At 37.2% G+C, this 16,671-nt stretch carries 15 protein-coding genes; 3 read left to right on the forward strand and 12 right to left on the reverse strand.

The window, feature by feature from the left end; all coding sequences use genetic code 11:
- Positions 1-10: 10 nt before the first annotated feature.
- From BN986_RS15535 to BN986_RS15555, 5 genes are all read right to left on the reverse strand, one after another.
- Positions 11-604, reverse strand: a complete 594-nt coding sequence (locus BN986_RS15535; protein ID WP_040981722.1) for an XTP/dITP diphosphatase — start codon at positions 602-604, stop codon at positions 11-13.
- 25 nt (positions 605-629) lie between these two features.
- Complete coding sequence (rph, locus tag BN986_RS15540; RefSeq protein WP_040981724.1) at positions 630-1,370, reverse strand: ribonuclease PH; 741 nt, start codon at positions 1,368-1,370, stop codon at positions 630-632.
- 170 nt (positions 1,371-1,540) lie between these two features.
- Positions 1,541-2,614: a GerMN domain-containing protein gene (locus tag BN986_RS15545; protein ID WP_040981726.1), complete on the reverse strand. Its 1,074-nt coding sequence runs from the start codon at positions 2,612-2,614 to the stop codon at positions 1,541-1,543.
- Positions 2,615-2,982: 368 nt separating this feature from the next.
- Positions 2,983-3,798: a glutamate racemase gene (gene racE / locus BN986_RS15550; RefSeq protein ID WP_040981728.1), complete on the reverse strand. Its 816-nt coding sequence runs from the start codon at positions 3,796-3,798 to the stop codon at positions 2,983-2,985.
- A gap of 23 nt (positions 3,799-3,821) precedes the next feature.
- Positions 3,822-4,238: a MarR family winged helix-turn-helix transcriptional regulator gene (locus BN986_RS15555; protein ID WP_187378571.1), complete on the reverse strand. Its 417-nt coding sequence runs from the start codon at positions 4,236-4,238 to the stop codon at positions 3,822-3,824.
- Between the two features lie 295 nt (positions 4,239-4,533).
- Here BN986_RS15555 and BN986_RS15560 point away from each other — a divergent pair, with 295 nt between their 5' ends.
- Both BN986_RS15560 and BN986_RS15565 read left to right on the forward strand, forming a co-directional pair.
- Complete coding sequence (locus BN986_RS15560; protein ID WP_040981732.1) at positions 4,534-4,758, forward strand: helix-turn-helix domain-containing protein; 225 nt, start codon at positions 4,534-4,536, stop codon at positions 4,756-4,758.
- Between the two features lie 1,378 nt (positions 4,759-6,136).
- A complete protein-coding gene (locus BN986_RS15565) occupies positions 6,137-7,279 on the forward strand; it encodes a hypothetical protein (RefSeq protein ID WP_040981734.1) in 1,143 nt (380 codons plus the stop codon).
- Positions 7,280-7,483: 204 nt separating this feature from the next.
- On the opposite strand, the gene BN986_RS15570 is transcribed toward BN986_RS15565, so the two are convergent.
- The 4 genes from BN986_RS15570 to BN986_RS15585 all read right to left on the reverse strand — a co-directional run bounded on the left by BN986_RS15570 (position 7,484) and on the right by BN986_RS15585 (position 11,305).
- Positions 7,484-7,924 (reverse strand): acyl-CoA thioesterase, encoded by a 441-nt coding sequence (locus tag BN986_RS15570; RefSeq protein WP_040981736.1) that lies wholly within the window; start codon positions 7,922-7,924, stop codon positions 7,484-7,486.
- A 196-nt stretch (positions 7,925-8,120) separates the two neighbouring features.
- Entirely contained in the window at positions 8,121-8,885 is a 765-nt protein-coding gene (sdhB, locus tag BN986_RS15575; RefSeq protein WP_040981738.1) for a succinate dehydrogenase iron-sulfur subunit, read from the reverse strand.
- Positions 8,886-8,900: 15 nt separating this feature from the next.
- On the reverse strand, positions 8,901-10,649 hold the full coding sequence (sdhA, locus tag BN986_RS15580) for a succinate dehydrogenase flavoprotein subunit (protein ID WP_040981740.1): 1,749 nt from the start codon (positions 10,647-10,649) through the stop codon (positions 8,901-8,903).
- A 35-nt stretch (positions 10,650-10,684) separates the two neighbouring features.
- Positions 10,685-11,305 carry a succinate dehydrogenase cytochrome b558 subunit gene (locus BN986_RS15585; RefSeq protein ID WP_040981742.1) on the reverse strand — a complete coding sequence of 207 codons (621 nt, stop codon included), beginning with the start codon at positions 11,303-11,305 and terminating at the stop codon, positions 10,685-10,687.
- A 543-nt stretch (positions 11,306-11,848) separates the two neighbouring features.
- Between BN986_RS15585 and BN986_RS15590 the strand changes: the two genes are divergently transcribed.
- Positions 11,849-12,301: a DUF2507 domain-containing protein gene (locus tag BN986_RS15590; protein ID WP_052400829.1), complete on the forward strand. Its 453-nt coding sequence runs from the start codon at positions 11,849-11,851 to the stop codon at positions 12,299-12,301.
- A 122-nt stretch (positions 12,302-12,423) separates the two neighbouring features.
- Here the strand turns inward: BN986_RS15590 and uvrC are convergent, their stop codons facing one another.
- The 3 genes from uvrC to BN986_RS15605 form a co-directional block, all read right to left on the reverse strand.
- Positions 12,424-14,229 carry an excinuclease ABC subunit UvrC gene (gene uvrC, locus BN986_RS15595; protein WP_040981744.1) on the reverse strand — a complete coding sequence of 602 codons (1,806 nt, stop codon included), beginning with the start codon at positions 14,227-14,229 and terminating at the stop codon, positions 12,424-12,426.
- Between the two features lie 136 nt (positions 14,230-14,365).
- Positions 14,366-14,680, reverse strand: coding sequence for a thioredoxin (gene trxA, locus BN986_RS15600; protein ID WP_040981746.1), 315 nt, complete (start codon positions 14,678-14,680; stop codon positions 14,366-14,368).
- A 1,011-nt stretch (positions 14,681-15,691) separates the two neighbouring features.
- A complete protein-coding gene (locus BN986_RS15605) occupies positions 15,692-16,666 on the reverse strand; it encodes an electron transfer flavoprotein subunit alpha/FixB family protein (RefSeq protein ID WP_040981748.1) in 975 nt (324 codons plus the stop codon).
- Between the last annotated feature and the right edge of the window lie 5 nt (positions 16,667-16,671).

The raw sequence follows: 16,671 nt of genomic DNA on the forward strand, positions 1-16,671 counted from the left end.
TTTTCATCATTTATAACAAATGTATATTTTGTTCCAATTGTTTCATCGCTATTTTCCGGTGACTGATTTGATTTTTTTCGTTTGGATCCAGCTCTGCCATTGTTTTTTCATAGCCTTCCGGTACAAAAATAGGATCATAGCCGAAACCATTCTCCCCACTTTGTTCCGTTTGAATACGGCCTTCACAATAACCTGTTACAAATATCGGCTCTTCACCGGGCTGAGCAATCGCCAACACACAAACAAAGCGAGCCCCGCGTTCTTCTTCAGGAATCTCTTTCATTTCTTCCAGAACTTTATCTATATTTGCTTGGTCATTTGTCGGTTCCCCTGCATAACGTGCAGAATACACTCCTGGTCTTCCATCTAAACTGTCAATAACCAGTCCTGAATCATCTGCAAGCACTGGCTGCTGGAATCGATTAGAAATCTCTTCAGCTTTTATAGCTGCATTTTCTACAAAGCCTTCTCCTGTTTCTTCAATATCTGGAATCTCCTCGTCTAAATCAAGTAGAGAAACAACCTCAATGTTATGAGGAGCAAAGAAAGCTCTAAATTCGTTCACCTTGCCTTCGTTTTTGGTTGCAATAATAATCTTCTTCATGGTACCTCCCCCAATGAAATTTGTCTTAATGAACTAAATCTGTAATAGAACCTAGCGTATCTTTCTGCTGGCTGATCAACGTATGAATACCTTTTTCACCCAAACTTAGCATCGCTTGTAATTGTTGCGCATTAAACGTAGCTTCTTCTCCAGTTCCCTGAAGCTCTACAAATTCACCTTTTCCAGTCATAACAATATTCATATCAACAGCAGCTGTACTATCTTCTTGATAATTTAAGTCGAGTACTTCTTGTCCATCCGACAGTACACCAACGGAAATTGCAGCTAAGAAATCTATTACAGGAAGCTCTTTGATGACTTTTTTTTCAACAAGCTGATGCAATGCCATTACCATAGCCACATACGCTCCAGTGATGGAAGCTGTTCTTGTTCCACCATCTGCCTGAATAACATCACAATCAATCCAAATAGTTCGTTCACCAATCTTTGAAAGATCAACCACTGAACGTAATGCACGTCCAATAAGACGTTGAATCTCCATTGTTCTTCCACTTACTTTTCCTTTTGAAGATTCACGGATATTACGCTGCTCTGTTGCACGTGGCAACATTGCATATTCTGCTGTAATCCACCCTTTTCCTTGTCCTCTCATAAATGGTGGCACCCTATCTTCAATACTTGCATTACATATTACCTTTGTCTGGCCCATTTCAATTAGCACAGACCCTTCTGGATGTGTAATATAACCTGGTGTAATTTTTATTGGTCGTAATTCAGTTGCTTTTCTATTGTCCTGTCTTTCCATCTGTCTTCCTCCTTATTTCACATTACATAGCTTATCATATTTTCTAAAAAAGAAACATGAGAATGCCGTGAAAATAACCATGTTCAATTAAATTGTCAGATTAAACAAAAAAACACCTAAAGAGCAATAAACCGCTCTCCAGGTGCTTTAAACACATTTTTTATCCTATTTTATAATTCTTCACCCGGGGTAAATAATTGTGCAGATACCGGTTCAGAATAGGGCTCACCATTTTCATTAAATACTTCATCTACATTTTCAACCTGAACATTTACTGCATCAATATTCGGCTGCTGTGTTAACGTTCTGACCATTGTCTCCATCACTTCGTCTGAGATAATATTTTGTTCTCCGTCCATTAGAATTCCTTCATTAAATGTTAGATGTACGACCCCTTCTTCTATAACTGGATCTGCTGTTAAAGCAGCTTCAGGGTTAAATACATTGACAACATTATTTTGATACCCCGGGCCATCTATCAGTTCATTAACCACATCCGCTAAATCATTTTCATCTTCCATCTCTACATACTGGGTAACAGGAACATAATAGCGATTATTTTCCTGTTCCACTGGATAAAACATTGTTACTGGGCTGCTATTAAAATAATCTAATGTATCGTTGTTTGTCAGATTAATTCCGTTTGCCCGCGTGTAGCCATTATTAATCGGTGTACCATTCACAGGCATTTCTTTTAAGTCGACCCCATCTACCCGCAGCTTGACTTTTTGGACATTATCAAATTGTGTTAGAGTGTGCGTAACCGCTTCTAAAATAGGAAGCTCTGATGCTGCTTCATAATCTGAAAATTCCCCAGATAAATCTACGACAATCGTGCCGTCCTCTTGAAGATCAATTCCAAGGACTTCGGTATCTTCTGGCAGTACAGCCTGGAATCCATTTGGCAGCATTGGTGTTATTGGACCGCCTTTAACCATATATTCAATCACTTGCTGCGCCACTTGATTTTCTTCAGGAATAGGAAGTTCAATCATTTGTGAAGCAACCATACCATTTGAATCAATTAAATACAATTCTCGAGAAACCGTATCTTCTGCTTCCACAGGAGTAGCTGCAGCATCCTCTCCGTCCAATGTTTCTTCATCCATTGTTTCCTCCCCGTTCACTGCTTCTGCATTTTGCGGAGGGTCTACCTCTTTTGATGACTGCTCTCCTTTAAAGCATCCTGCCAACAAGACTAATATTCCAAAAGCCACTAATAATTGGATTATCTTTTTACTCATGCAACTACCTCCCAAGATGGTTTGTACTATTAATCATACGAGCCTACCCTAAGAAATAGACCATGAATTAGATAGTTTATTGAAAGAAAACTTGGCATTCGTTAAAGTGGGTCTTGAAAGCGTGTTTTACTTTCTTAGACGATAATAGGAAATCAAAACATAATTTAATGCGTTTAGTCGTTAATTATATGAATTCTGAGCTTAATTAATTCAGAGAAGCAACGTTTGGTTTTCTTTCGTACTGTAAAGGAAATGACGGCCACCCTTAATTTATTAAAATAAAACACGATATCCAAAAAATATCGTAAAAAAACTCCAACACTGTAAAATTGATACTCTCACAGCATTGGAGTTAATCATTATTTCGATTAAACATTATGTAGATCTGCATGTTTAATAGTAAGAACCTCAAAATTGCTATCCTTAAATATTTTTTGAGTAATTTCAATAAATATTTGCAAATCCCCTGTCGCATAAAATTGATGCAAAGGCATACGGTCACTCTCATTTGCAATTTGATGGATATCTAATGTTGTACTTGTCTCTCTTGCTGTCTCTTCACTTGAAGAAATGACAGTAATTTGCTTACCAACAACCTCTTGGATTGTATCTTTTAACAGTGGATAATGGGTACAACCTAAAATCAAGGTATCCATTTTTTTATGCTCTAAGATTGGCATTAACGTTGTTTCCACTATTTGTTTTGCTTCCGGGCCATCCAGTATACCTTTTTCCACCATTGGAACAAACCGTGGACAAGCTAAAGAAATAAGATCAATATCAGACTTAATTTGCCAAAGTGCATAACTATATGCTTCACTTCGTACAGTTCCTTCTGTTCCAATAATCCCGATATAATTACTTTCCGTTGACTTAATCGCAGCTCGCGCACCAGGCTTGATGACACCAATTACCGGAATATCCAATTTTTCTTGTAAATCCTTTATGGTAAATGCCGTTGCGGTATTACAAGCTATCACAAGCATTTTGATATTTTTTTTTAGTAAAAACCGGACCATTTCCCAAGTAAATTGTTTCACTTCTTCTTCTGTTCTCGGTCCATATGGGCACCTTTCCGTATCCCCCAAGTAAATAAGTGGCTCTTTAGGAAGTTGTCTCATTAATTCATGAACAACTGTTAGTCCCCCCACTCCTGAATCAATTACACCGATCGGCTGCTCCAAAATTCTCTCTCCCTTTTCTTTTCTTACTTTTCATTAATCTGCTTCATTTCATCATGCAAAAAACCTAATAACTCATTCAACGTTTCTTTCTGCTCATCTGAAAATGGAGATAAAACGTCTCGCAAATATTCTTGTCGTTTTTGAATTACTTCTTCAATAATGTGCTTTCCTTTTTCTAAAAGATGAATTCGCACTACGCGACGATCGTTCGTGTCACGTACACGTTCTACTAATTCATTTTTCTCTAATCGATCCACTAAATCTGTAGTAGTACTAAACGCATGGCTAATACGATTAGAAAGTTCACCAACTGTCAAATCCCCTTCTTCCAATAGCCATTGCAAAGCGATAAACTGCGGGGAAGTAATCGGATAATGATGTAATATTTTTCGTCCATTTTGCTTGATCATTCCGGAAATATATCTCAACTGTTTTTCCATTTTATTAACTGCTTCTACTTCTTGATTCTTTTCCAATCTGGTACCCCCTAAATGTAAAGTCCACTCCAAGTATTTTAACACGAATCATGCAGCGATTGTTATGAAGTAATTTTATATATACTTGTAATACATAGTAAACTAAAAAACACTTCTTGAAAACTTTTTTAAAGAAAAGCTGATAAACGTAAATCCCTTCAAAAATGTACGCACTCTTTTCTTTCAGCCTTCATAAGCTATATCGACTAAATAATTTCCCTTCATGATGCAGTTCTATAAAGCAAGGAGGGGGTAACATTTGAAGGATAATGGGTATAAACCGAAGCAGCTACTGACCAAACGCGAGAAAGAAGTGTTTGAACTATTGGTACAAGATAAAACAACAAAAGAGATTGCCCAAGAACTATTCATCTCAGAAAAAACTGTGAGGAATCATATTTCAAACGCGATGCAAAAGCTAGGGGTAAAAGGCCGTTCACAGGCTGTCGTCGAATTGCTTCGCATGGGCGAATTAAAACTGTAGGCACAAACAAAAGAGAAAGCATTAAACAAGACATCATCCGAGATCAAAATACATTTATTATCTTTTTTAGTTCATTTTGTTTTTGAGCTCAAGCCAATAGATGCATTTATCGGTGAGATTTTCTGTGAATATACTCACCATTTAATTGTATTCTGTATCATCATTCCTTACAGGAAAATCTAAGGCTATATGAAGGTTCTATGTAAGTCTGAGCTTTGAAAAAGGAGCTCAGACTCTTTTATTTCCCTGTAGGAAATGAAAATACTTAAGGGATATTTCTAATTTAATCATACTATTTAAATAAGACACCTAACAAAAATGCCGCGAATGCTCTTTCAATATTTACAGACAATCATCTAAAGCGATTAGTTTATGGAACTATCTGTACACCCCCGCATGCAGGAAAAACTATCTAACCAATAAAATAGGTACGTTTTTTAACTGCATAGGAAATTATAGAATTATTGCCTTGTGGATAACTATTTATAGTAAAACAGCCACGTCCAGCTCCGAGCGCCAAAAACTAGGAGATTTCACGTCGCGCCCTACGATAAGTCAACATCGGTTCGTCACCTCACCGTGTTTCCTTTATCTCAGTTGCGCCGCTCCAATCTCTACGTTTTTAAACAGGCGCTCTGCGCTTTTGTTCCTAGTTACTCTCTGAGCAGTATGGAAAGCTATATAATTGATATTTTTATTGAAAATATGTGTAGTAGATAAACAACCAATAACTTTATAAATCTAACTAAACATTTGTCCTAATGTATTCAATTAATTTAATTATAATAACCTATCCTATTGTAACTAAATAATCTAAATATATGATATAATAGTTTTGCAAGAAAGATAGGAGAAACCTTGGAGCTTCTTCTTTTATCGCAGTGTAACTAGCTATACGCCTCCCGCTTCAAGAATAGAGGGGAGTCGAAATTTCTAAGAGAGAGATTGGACAGCAAGTAACGGCCGATCCGCTTAACTGCCAACGGTTTTGTTAGGGCAAGTAACAGCAATGGTTTTGGATGGGGCAAGTAATCGCAGCAACGATTTTAATAGACCGAGTAATCGCAGGTCTCAATGTTGTCAGGTTAGTGAATTTCATTAAGATTATGTTTGATACTGGTAGATTGCAATAAGGCTAACTAGCGTAGTGTTTTTCTGCAGTGGTCGTATTAACCTGACAACATTGGTAATCGCAGTCCCAGCCCCAGCTTCAGCCCGACTCTCATTTAGCGGGAGATGAACCCCCCCTCACTGAAGGAAGTTTCGTTTTATCATTTCTTTTTTATTTCAATTACTTCTATGATCTAAATTCAAAATTGTAACCTTCCTAATCACTATTAATTTATTATATATTTTTAGTTTTATCAGGAGGTACATAATGAAAAAATATTTCTTTGTTTTACTTATTTTCTTACTATTATTAGCAGGCTGTCAATCGGACAATGATGAGGATGATAACGAGGCTGCAGATGAAACTGATACTTCAGAAGAAGAAAATCAGGAATCTGAATCTTTCACCAACATTATTGCAGAATTAGATCCGGATGAAATAGAAGAATCTATTCAAGAATTGGCTGAAGATAATTGGCCGGGTGATACGGAGATGCAGGAATTCCAAATTGATAATCAAACAAAAGCTTACAATCAATTGGTTGAACTTTCTATTGACAGCGCCCAAAAAGAATCTATTTTAAATGAAGCCTATCATGAATGGGATAACGATTTTGAAATGGTTCAACACCATTATGAGAGACAATCGGAAGCACTTGAATGGGTAGAGAATATTGAATTTGAAAATGACATCGAGGAACAGATTTTCGAAACAGTTGCATCAGAGGATGAAGATAATTTTATCGGAATACAATCTGAATTTGAACGTCAATTAGAGGCCTACCATTGGCTGGAAGAGCTGGAACCAGAAACAGAAGAAGCAGAGCTCATTTTAGAGGAAGCAAAAGATTATGCTGAAAATGACTTTTGGCTCGTTCAGCTTACTTATGAAAGACAGTTAGAGTCACTTGAATGGATACAAGATTTAGATCTTGATACTCCAGAAGAAGAACAAATTTTAGAAGATGCAAAAGAAGAATGGGAAAACGATTTTGAAATGGTTCAACATGTTTACCAAAATCAGATGGATGCACTTGAATGGCTGGAAGATGTCGAATTGGAAAATGACGTTGAAAAAGAAATCTTCGAGACTGTTGAATCAGAATATGAAGCAAACTACGCCAGGATGAGAGATGAATACGAATACCGGCTCGAGGCCTATCACTGGTTAGAAGAATTAGAGATTAGAACACCAGAAGAAGAGCAAATTATCAAAGACGCAGAAGAATCATGGGACGATGATTATCACATGATTCAAGCTTATTACGAAGATCAGATAGAAGCTTTAGAATGGTTACAGAATTTAGATTTAGATGATGTAGAAGAACAAATCTTAGATGAAGCAATAGAAACATGGGGGAGCGATTTTCGTATGATTCAATCTGAGTATGAATCACAAATAGAAGGATAAGCATTTTTTCCTCTTATAAAACGTAACTTCACTCAGTGGGAGTTTACGGACGGTTCTCCGTGATAAAGTGAAACTTCCTTCAGCAAAAACTGGAAGAACCAAGTATTTAGAAGCTGCAAGGATGGTAGTATATACTACCATTCTTGCAGTTCTCCTATTTTATTAGAAAAATATGCCTTTATTTTAAAAACACTAAAGATATGATTATTCTTCAATCAGCTTTCTCTTTAAATCCTCAGATAATCTTTTCGGTGCTTTCTTCTCAGTATCAATATAAACTAACCTGCCCCGGGCTGTCAGAATAACCTCTTCCTCCTTCATTACTTTATAATGAATATCAAAAGATGTATTGCCAACAGAAGCTGTTTTTACATATACATGAATATCGTCGCCAAAATAAAGTTCCTTCAAATAATTACATTGTAAATCAGCAACAATAATTCCATCTTTTTGACGCATGTTCTTTGATAAAAAACCAATATGATTTAAATAGGCAATACGCGCTTCTTCAAAATAAATAAATGGGGAGACATTATTTACGTGTCCATACATATCAGTTTCAGAAAACCGAACCGATACAGGGATATAAAAAGAAAAACCTTTTTCCCATTCTGAAAAATCCTCTATATAAGAAATACGACTCATACGGCCCTTTCCTCACTTTCACAAATTTATCCTTACTTTACGTCTTATGTTAAAACGCTTTCATTTTATATTTAAAAACTTAGGAGACAAAGACTGTAAAAGCAACAGTTTGCATTGATGCATTTCCATTTCTTAAAGTGTAAGAAAAACCCTGACCTGTTAATGGGCAGAGTTTTTCTTTTTTATCCATCACATATTAAAGTGCTGTGTCGCTTCCAAAGAAATTCTTGAATGCTTGAATATTTGTCGCACGGTTCATTGCTGCAATTGAAGTTGTCAAAGGAATTCCTTTAGGACAAACTTGTACACAGTTCTGAGAATTCCCGCAGCCGTCAATTCCTCCATCTTCCATTAACCCGTTCAACCGGTCACTGGCATTCATCTCGCCAGTTGGATGTGCGTTAAACAAACGCGCTTGAGAAATCGCAGCAGGACCAATGAAGTTCGAGTTGTCATTTACATTTGGACAAGCTTCCAGACAGACACCACAAGTCATACATTTGGATAATTCATATGCCCATTGACGTTTATTCTCCGGCATACGCGGTCCAGGACCTAAATCATGCGTTCCATCAATAGGAATCCATGCTTTTACTTGTTTTAAAGCATCAAACATTTGCTCACGGTCTACAATAAGATCACGAACAATCGGGAAAGTAGACATCGGCTCCAGGCGAATTGGCTGCTCGAGCTGATCAACTAATGCTGCACAGGACTGTCTCGCCGTGCCATTGATAACCATCGAACACGCACCGCAAACCTCCTCTAAGCAGTTCATATCCCACATGACCGGTGTAGTTTGCTCTCCTTTACTGTTTACAGGATTTTTTCGGATTTCCATTAAGGCAGAAATAACATTCATATTCTGTCTATAAGGTATCTCAAACGTTTCCTCATAAGGAGCAGCGTCCCGGCTGTCTTGTCTAGTTATGATAAAGGTAACTTTACTTTGCTCAGCCATTTTATTTACTCCTTTCTAATGTTTAGTTGTATAATCTCGTTTTCGAGGAGGAATCAAGGAAACATCCACATCTTCATAACTAAATACAGGCTCATTATTTTCAGCATTGTATTCAGCGATGGTTGTTTTTAACCATTCCTCATCATTACGTTCTGGAAATTCCGGTTTATAGTGTGCTCCGCGGCTTTCATTACGATTGTATGCACCAATTGTGATCACACGTGCTAAATGAAGCATATGCTTTAATTGACGGGTGAACATAACTCCTTGATTACTCCAGCGGGAAGTATCATTAATGTTAATGTTTTCCCAGCGTTCCATCAATTCAACAATTTTCTTATCTGTTTTTAATAATTTATCATTGTCCCGGACAACCGTCACATTATCTGTCATCCATTCTCCAAGTTCATGATGAATTTGATATGCATTCTCTGTTCCCTGCATATTCATCAGCTTATCAAAATCATTTTGCTCTGCTTTTTCGCGAGTTTCATAGAGTTCATCCGGAAGTTCTTCCACATGCTCATCTAATTCATCGATATATTCAATCGCACTTGGGCCAGCGACCATACCGCCATAAATAGCTGACAACAGGGAATTCGCGCCAAGACGATTTCCGCCATGTTGTGAATAGTCACACTCACCAGCAGCGAAAATTCCAGGAATGCTTGTCATTTGTTTTTCATCAACCCATAAGCCGCCCATAGAATAGTGAACAGCAGGGAAAATTTTCATCGGCACTTTACGTGGATCTTCACCGACAAATTTCTCATAAATTTCTATAATTCCGCCAAGTTTCACATCAAGCTCTTTTGGATCTTTATGAGATAAATCAAGATAAACCATATTTTCCCCATTGATACCAAGTTTTTGATTCACACACACATCAAATATTTCACGTGTTGCAATATCACGAGGGACAAGGTTACCATATGCCGGATATTTTTCTTCAAGGAAATACCAAGGTTCCCCGTCTTTATACGTCCAGACACGGCCGCCTTCTCCACGGGCCGATTCACTCATTAACCGGAGTTTATCATCTCCAGGGATAGCTGTCGGGTGGATTTGAATAAATTCTCCATTCGCATATTTTGCTCCCTGTAAATACAGCTTACTAGCTGCAGAACCTGTATTAATCATGGAATTTGTTGATTTTCCAAAAATAATTCCAGGTCCTCCTGTTGCAAAGATAGTTGCATCCGAGCGAAATGCTTTAATTTCATGTGTCTTCACATCTTGTGCCACAATTCCTTTTCCAACGCCGTTTTCATCAATAACAACTTCAAGGAATTCCCAGCCTTCAAATTTCGTAACAAGCCCTTCTACCTCATAACGGCGAACCTGTTCATCCAATGCATATAATAATTGTTGCCCTGTCGTTGCCCCTGCATATGCTGTACGGTGCATCTGTGTACCGCCAAAACGTCGGAAATCTAATAATCCTTCCGGCGTACGGTTAAACATAACGCCCATACGATCAAACATATGTATAATACCTGGTGCAGCATCACACATTGCTTTTACTTGCGGTTGATTGGCGAGAAAATCTCCCCCATAAACTGTATCGTCAAAATGCAAATCGGGAGAATCGCCTTCTCCTTTTGTATTAACAGCTCCATTAATACCGCCTTGCGCACATACAGAGTGAGAACGCTTTACAGGTACGATAGAAAATAAATCTACTTTTACTCCTGCTTCAGCAGCTTTAATTGTAGCCATCAATCCGGCTAAACCGCCGCCAACTACAGCAACTTTTTTACTCATTCGTTAGCTCACTCCTTCTTTCATTCCATTACCATTTAAACACCATATGCGAATGCCAGTAATGATCTCACCCCTAAATAACTGACTGCAAAAAAGACAATCAGACATACATACGTAGATATGCGCTGTGACTTTGGTGTTTGTGTAATTCCCCATGTTACCAGGAAGCTCCATAAACCATTTGAGAAATGGAATACAGCCGAGATGACACCAAGCAAATAAAATATAAACATTGGTGTGCTGGTCAAAATGCCTTCCATCAGACTATAGTTGACATCGACATTCCCTAAACCAACCTGAACGCGCGTTTCCCAAATATGCCATGCGATAAAAATCACAAGGAAAATACCAGTAAAACGCTGTAATGCGAACATCCAGTTACGGAAAAAGCCGTAACGACGCGTACTGTATCTGGACGTAATAACAATATACACACCCAGAACCGCATGGAATAGGATTGGCAGATAGATTACTAACGTCTCTATCAGCAATACAAATGGTAATTCATGCATAAAGCCGGCTGCCGCGTTAAATGCTTCTTCCCCATACACAGCAAGATGATTAATAAATAAATGTTGTACCAGGAAAATACCAATTGGCACAACTCCCAGTAACGAATGTAGTCTTCTAAAGAAGAACTCACGTTGCTCTGCCATGTTTACCCCCCTTTGAAACGTATTCCAAAAATATATGTATACTATAAAAATAAAGCGCTTTACAAAAATGTAAATTTTTATTTTATATAGTACAGCCAATAACATCTATTATTGTACTTCTTACAAGATAAAGCGTCAAGAATTCCCGACCGCGTTCTTTAATAAAGTAAAGAAGTTTCAAGCTCAAAACTTTTTCAAGCTAAGAGAAACGATATAATGATAGTATGTTTTATATGCAGCTTATATAAAACCATACTAAATTACTAGAAAAAGATTTAGAAAAATCGTTCGTGATGTTATTATAATAGAAGTATTTAACTTCGTATGTAATAAAGAAAAACTGGTTTTCATGAGAAGAGACTCTTGGAGTAAATTTTGCTTTCTTATACTTTTTATATTTTCTTAGAGAATAACAAACGAAAAACATCTTTTATGTATATTGCTCTAAAAGCAAAAAGAAATTGACTTCAATACTTGCTAATTAATAAACAACCATAGATAATAACCATAGACATTCAATACGAACGAAGCAGGAAGGAAAGGATGAAAGTAGTGTTAAAGTACGGCAGTAATCAAAAATTAGATGTAAATGAACTGGAACAATTACATAGTGATGGAGCAGGATATGATATTTTACGATATATTGGTTTACCTGAACTATTCGGTGAAGAAAAAGAAACATTACTTTACTTTTTAGGTAGAAATTTAGCACGTAAATTTGAATTTAATAGTCTGGAAGATTTAAGTTTATTTTTTGAAAAGATGGGGCTTGGAGCATTGGACCTGGCAAAGGATAAAAAAAATATAAAAACCTTTTACCTCTTATCTGATGCGATTGTTACGAAATTAAAATCAAATATAGAGACCGATTTTCGATTAGAAGCAGGAATCGTTGCTGAAGCACTCCAGCAATTAGAAGGGGTAGATTGTGAATGCCTTGAATCCGTCAATCGGCGTCTAAAACAAATTGAATTCACCGTTTATATACAAGATTAATCATCTTCTAAACCAAAGAATAAGAAATAAAGTAACCAAGTTATCTACTATAGAAATCACGTATAAACTACTATATAATTATGTATACATGCCGAATTGGCCATAAAAAAAGATCGCGAAACTTATTCTATTTCACGATCTTTTTTCTCTGTTTCCTGCTCTTTTAAATGTTTAATAATTTCTGTCGCAATATTTTTTGGAACACCAATTTTACGCATTTCCTCTAAAGAAGCGTTTTTTATCTCTTCTACCGATTTGAAATGGGTCAGCAACAGTTTGCGCCGTTTTTCTCCAACACCAGGAATACGATCAAGCTCTGATTGAAACAACCCTTTTCCTCTTAATTGTCTGTGAAAAGTAATGGCAAAGCGGTGCACTTCATCTTGTATCCGTTGCACTAAATAAAAAGCCTGCGACTGCCGTTTTAAAGGAATTACTTCCGGAGGATCTCCGTATAATAGTTCACTTGTTTTATGTCTATCATCTTTTGCAAGGCCGGCAAGTGGAATGCTTAAACCAAGCTCATTTTCTAGTACATCTGCCGCTGATGACATTTGTCCCTTTCCCCCGTCGACAATAATTAAATCCGGTAAAGGAAGGTCCTCGCGAAGCACCCTTGTATAACGCCTGCGTATAACTTCCCGCATGGTGTCATAATCATCTGGTCCTTCGACATCTTTAATTTTATATTTCCGATACTCTTTTTTATTTGGTTTTCCATCCTCAAAAACAATCATTGCTGATACAGGATCTGTTCCTTGAATATTCGAATTATCAAACGCTTCAATTCGACGAGGCATCTCTATGTTTAGGTAATTACCTAAATCTTCTATCGCTTGATACGTTCTTTCTTCATCGCGCTCAATTAATTGAAATTTTTCATCCAAAGCAATCTTTGCATTCTTCTCAGCTAATTCTACCATTTCTTTTTTGCGGCCACGAAGTGGTGTATGAACATTAATTTCAAGCAATTTTTCCAGTATATCATCATCTATCCCTATAGGAACAAGTACTTGCTTTGGTTTCAAATGATTTTCCTGCAAATAAAATCGAGCAATAAAGCTAATAATCGTTTCTTCTGCACTATCGTAAAATGGAAATATACTGACATCACGTTCAATCAATTTTCCTTGTCGGATAAAAAAGACCTGAACACACATCCATCCCTTATCATAGCTATACCCAAAAACATCTCTATTCACTAAATCATTTGCAGCCATTTTCTGCTGTTCCATCGTTGCGTCAATATGCTGAATTGTATCTCTTAGCTCTTTCGCTCTTTCAAAATTCAATACTTCACTTGCTTCAGTCATTTCGTTTGTCAAACGATTACGGATTTCTTTAAAACCGCCATGTAAAAAAGAGGTGATTTCTTGAACAATTTCTTGATACGTTTCTTTGGAAGGCGGGTTTTTACTGCAAGCTAAGCATTGTCCCATATGATAATAGAGACACGGTCTGCCAGGAGGATTATTGCATTTCCTAAGCGGATAAATACGATCCAAAAGCTTTTTCGTTTCTCTTGCCGCAATCACGTTCGGGTAAGGTCCAAAGTACTTTCCCTTGTCTTTTTTCAGCTGTCTAGTAACAATTAACCGCGGATGCCGCTCTGAAGTTATTTTTAAATAAGGATATGATTTATCATCTTTCAACATAACGTTATATTTAGGGTCATACTTTTTAATTAAATTCATTTCTAAAATAAGTGCTTCTATCTCAGATGACGTAACCATATATTCAAAATCCGCAATATCCTGTACCAGGCGTTGTGTTTTCCGGTCATTTGCCCCACGAAAGTAAGAACGGACACGATTCCTTAATTTTTTTGACTTCCCTACATAAATAATCGTTCCATGTTTATCCTTCATCAAATAACAGCCCGGCTGCATAGGAAGGATAGACAGCTTTTTTTCAATTGCTTCTTTCATACTATAACCAGCCCTTTATGCATCAGAAAATCCCTTCTCATCTGCTTGATGAAAAAGGGATTCTCTTTTTTCTAATAAACAATCAAAGAATCCGTTTTATTATATAATATCATAATAAAACGAATATTTGACTTTATCAGGCATGTTTATTAATTAAATCAGTTAATGCCTCTTTAGGTTGGAAACCAATAACTTGGTCTACCACTTCTCCATCTTTGAATAAAAGAAGTGTCGGGATACTCATTACACCGAATTTCCCTGCTGTCTCTTGGTTTTCATCAACATCTAATTTGACGATCTGTACTTTTTCTTCCATTTCTCCATCAATTTCTTCTAAAACTGGAGCAATCATTTTACAAGGTCCACACCATGGTGCCCAGAAATCAACAAGTACAAGACCTTTTGACGTCTCTTCTGTAAAGTTTTGATCTGTTGCATGTTTAATTGCCATTCATTTTACCTCCTTAAAACATCATACAGCTTATCATAAGCTTAGTATGAGTATATCACCGTATAAGTATACTGTATAATAGTTTGCTTGAACAAGTGTAAACTAACCTTTAAAAGGTCTGTATCATAATATCTCACAGACCTTTTATATCACATTTGAAAATATATTGCACGAATATTTCTTTAACCATCAACTTTCGCACCTTAAAAAGTAACTTCTTTTCCATAGAAACAGGGGTTGATTGTTTCTCCCCTACATCAGTTGACAAAGGTGAGAAGGTGAAGAGTAAAAATACCGCTGCGGCGGACCGTTTTGCTTTCCTAGGGGCACGCTCTTCAGCTAACTTTTGCCAAGAAGAACGCTTGGCAAAAGTGGATCTTCAGACGGTGCTGATCCCACAGGAGTCAAAACGGTCCGCCTCCGCTAGTCAGATATTCTATACGTGAAATAGCAGAACAATAAAAAATAGATCAGACAGAACATATTTTTTATGCTGCATGGTAAAAGTTCCGCCAAGATTACTTTCTGTGCATGAAAGTTATTCCTGATGTTAATTATTCATACTGTTTTGATTCGAACTGCTAAACCAACCATTTGAAATAACGGAATGATCGTGTCATCTAGCAATAGAGAAACTATTTCGTCCAACCCAACAGGATGTTATTTCTTATATTCGCTGTAGAATCCTAACTAAGCGGAGGCCAACCATGCAGACTCCTATGGGAACAGGGCGAGCTGAAGATCCACTTGAAAAGCGGTCTTCTTTTCAAGTTAGCTGAAGCCGTCCCCATGGCAGACTAAGAACGCAACGTCCTGTTGCAACGTCTGCACTAGTACGTCCTGTACGTCCTGTACGTCGGAAAGCGGAGTGGTTGGCTAGAGCGGAGCTGTGCACTATCATTCGTTCAAAAAAAGCTGATTTAACTAAAAAGCAAGCATAATAAAGAAGAACTTGATAATCCTGAAACAGCAAGATATATATGCTTAGGTGTGAAAATTGAGTTTAACCCTTTATACTTTTACTTTTTTTATTTCTTCGATGAGCAGAGGAATGACTTCAAATAAATCTCCCACAATACCATAATCGGCAATATTAAAAATATTTGATTCTGCATCTTTATTGATAGCAACAATCACTTTTGAATTAGACATCCCTGCTAAATGCTGAATTGCACCTGAAATACCTACAGCAATATATAAATCAGGGGTTACGACTTTTCCAGTCTGCCCAATTTGAAGTGCATAATCGCAGTAGTCCGCATCACAAGCTCCCCTGGAAGCACCTACAGCACCCCCCAATACTTCTGCAAGTTCATAAAGTGGTTTAAATCCATCCGCACTCTTTACCCCTCTGCCCCCTGCTACAATAACATTTGCTTCCGACAGATCAACACCATCAGAGGCTTTTCGCACAACATCTTTAACAATCGTACGTAAATCTTTAATATCCACATCTTTTGCGCTCACATCACCAGATCTAGAATCATCTTTTTCAAGGGCAGCTATATTATTTGGGCGAATGGTTACAAATATAAAATCATCTTCAAACGCTTTCTTCTCAAATGCTTTTCCAGAATAAATAGGACGTATAAATATACTGTTTTCTCCGTCTTGTTCTATAGCTACAACATCGGATATAAGGCCAGTAGATAGCCTGCTTGCAATTTTTGGTGTTAAATCTTTGCCAATGGATGTATGTCCCATCACGATTCCTTTTGGAGATAATTCATCAATAATTTCTAAAAGCGCCTGTCCATACCCTTCCGATGTATACGTTTTCAAATTTTCATGTGTAACGGTGATGACACTGTCAGCTCCATAAGCAATCAGCTCTTCTCCTGCGCTTGTCAAATCGCTGTCACTTAATAAAACTCCTACAATTTCAGCATCTTGGTCAATTTGTCTCGCTGCTGCAATTGCCTCAAAAGAAACATTTCTTATATCATTATCTCTTACTTCTCCAACCACTAGTAACTTGTCACTCATTGTTA

This window comes from Oceanobacillus jeddahensis (assembly GCF_000750635.1).
GTDB lineage: Bacteria > Bacillota > Bacilli > Bacillales > Amphibacillaceae > Oceanobacillus > Oceanobacillus jeddahense.

Coding starts and splice junctions, on each gene's coding strand:
- BN986_RS15535 (WP_040981722.1), bottom strand. CDS start 604: ATGAAGAAGATTATTATTGCAACCAAAAACGAAGGCAAGGTGAACGAA.
- rph (WP_040981724.1), bottom strand. CDS start 1,370: ATGGAAAGACAGGACAATAGAAAAGCAACTGAATTACGACCAATAAAA.
- BN986_RS15545 (WP_040981726.1), bottom strand. CDS start 2,614: ATGAGTAAAAAGATAATCCAATTATTAGTGGCTTTTGGAATATTAGTC.
- BN986_RS15555 (WP_187378571.1), bottom strand. CDS start 4,238: ATGGAAAAACAGTTGAGATATATTTCCGGAATGATCAAGCAAAATGGA.
- BN986_RS15565 (WP_040981734.1), top strand. CDS start 6,137: ATGAAAAAATATTTCTTTGTTTTACTTATTTTCTTACTATTATTAGCA.
- BN986_RS15570 (WP_040981736.1), bottom strand. CDS start 7,924: ATGAGTCGTATTTCTTATATAGAGGATTTTTCAGAATGGGAAAAAGGT.
- sdhB (WP_040981738.1), bottom strand. CDS start 8,885: ATGGCTGAGCAAAGTAAAGTTACCTTTATCATAACTAGACAAGACAGC.
- sdhA (WP_040981740.1), bottom strand. CDS start 10,649: ATGAGTAAAAAAGTTGCTGTAGTTGGCGGCGGTTTAGCCGGATTGATG.
- BN986_RS15585 (WP_040981742.1), bottom strand. CDS start 11,305: ATGGCAGAGCAACGTGAGTTCTTCTTTAGAAGACTACATTCGTTACTG.
- BN986_RS15590 (WP_052400829.1), top strand. CDS start 11,849: ATGAAAGTAGTGTTAAAGTACGGCAGTAATCAAAAATTAGATGTAAAT.
- uvrC (WP_040981744.1), bottom strand. CDS start 14,229: ATGAAAGAAGCAATTGAAAAAAAGCTGTCTATCCTTCCTATGCAGCCG.
- trxA (WP_040981746.1), bottom strand. CDS start 14,680: ATGGCAATTAAACATGCAACAGATCAAAACTTTACAGAAGAGACGTCA.
- BN986_RS15605 (WP_040981748.1), bottom strand. CDS start 16,666: ATGAGTGACAAGTTACTAGTGGTTGGAGAAGTAAGAGATAATGATATA.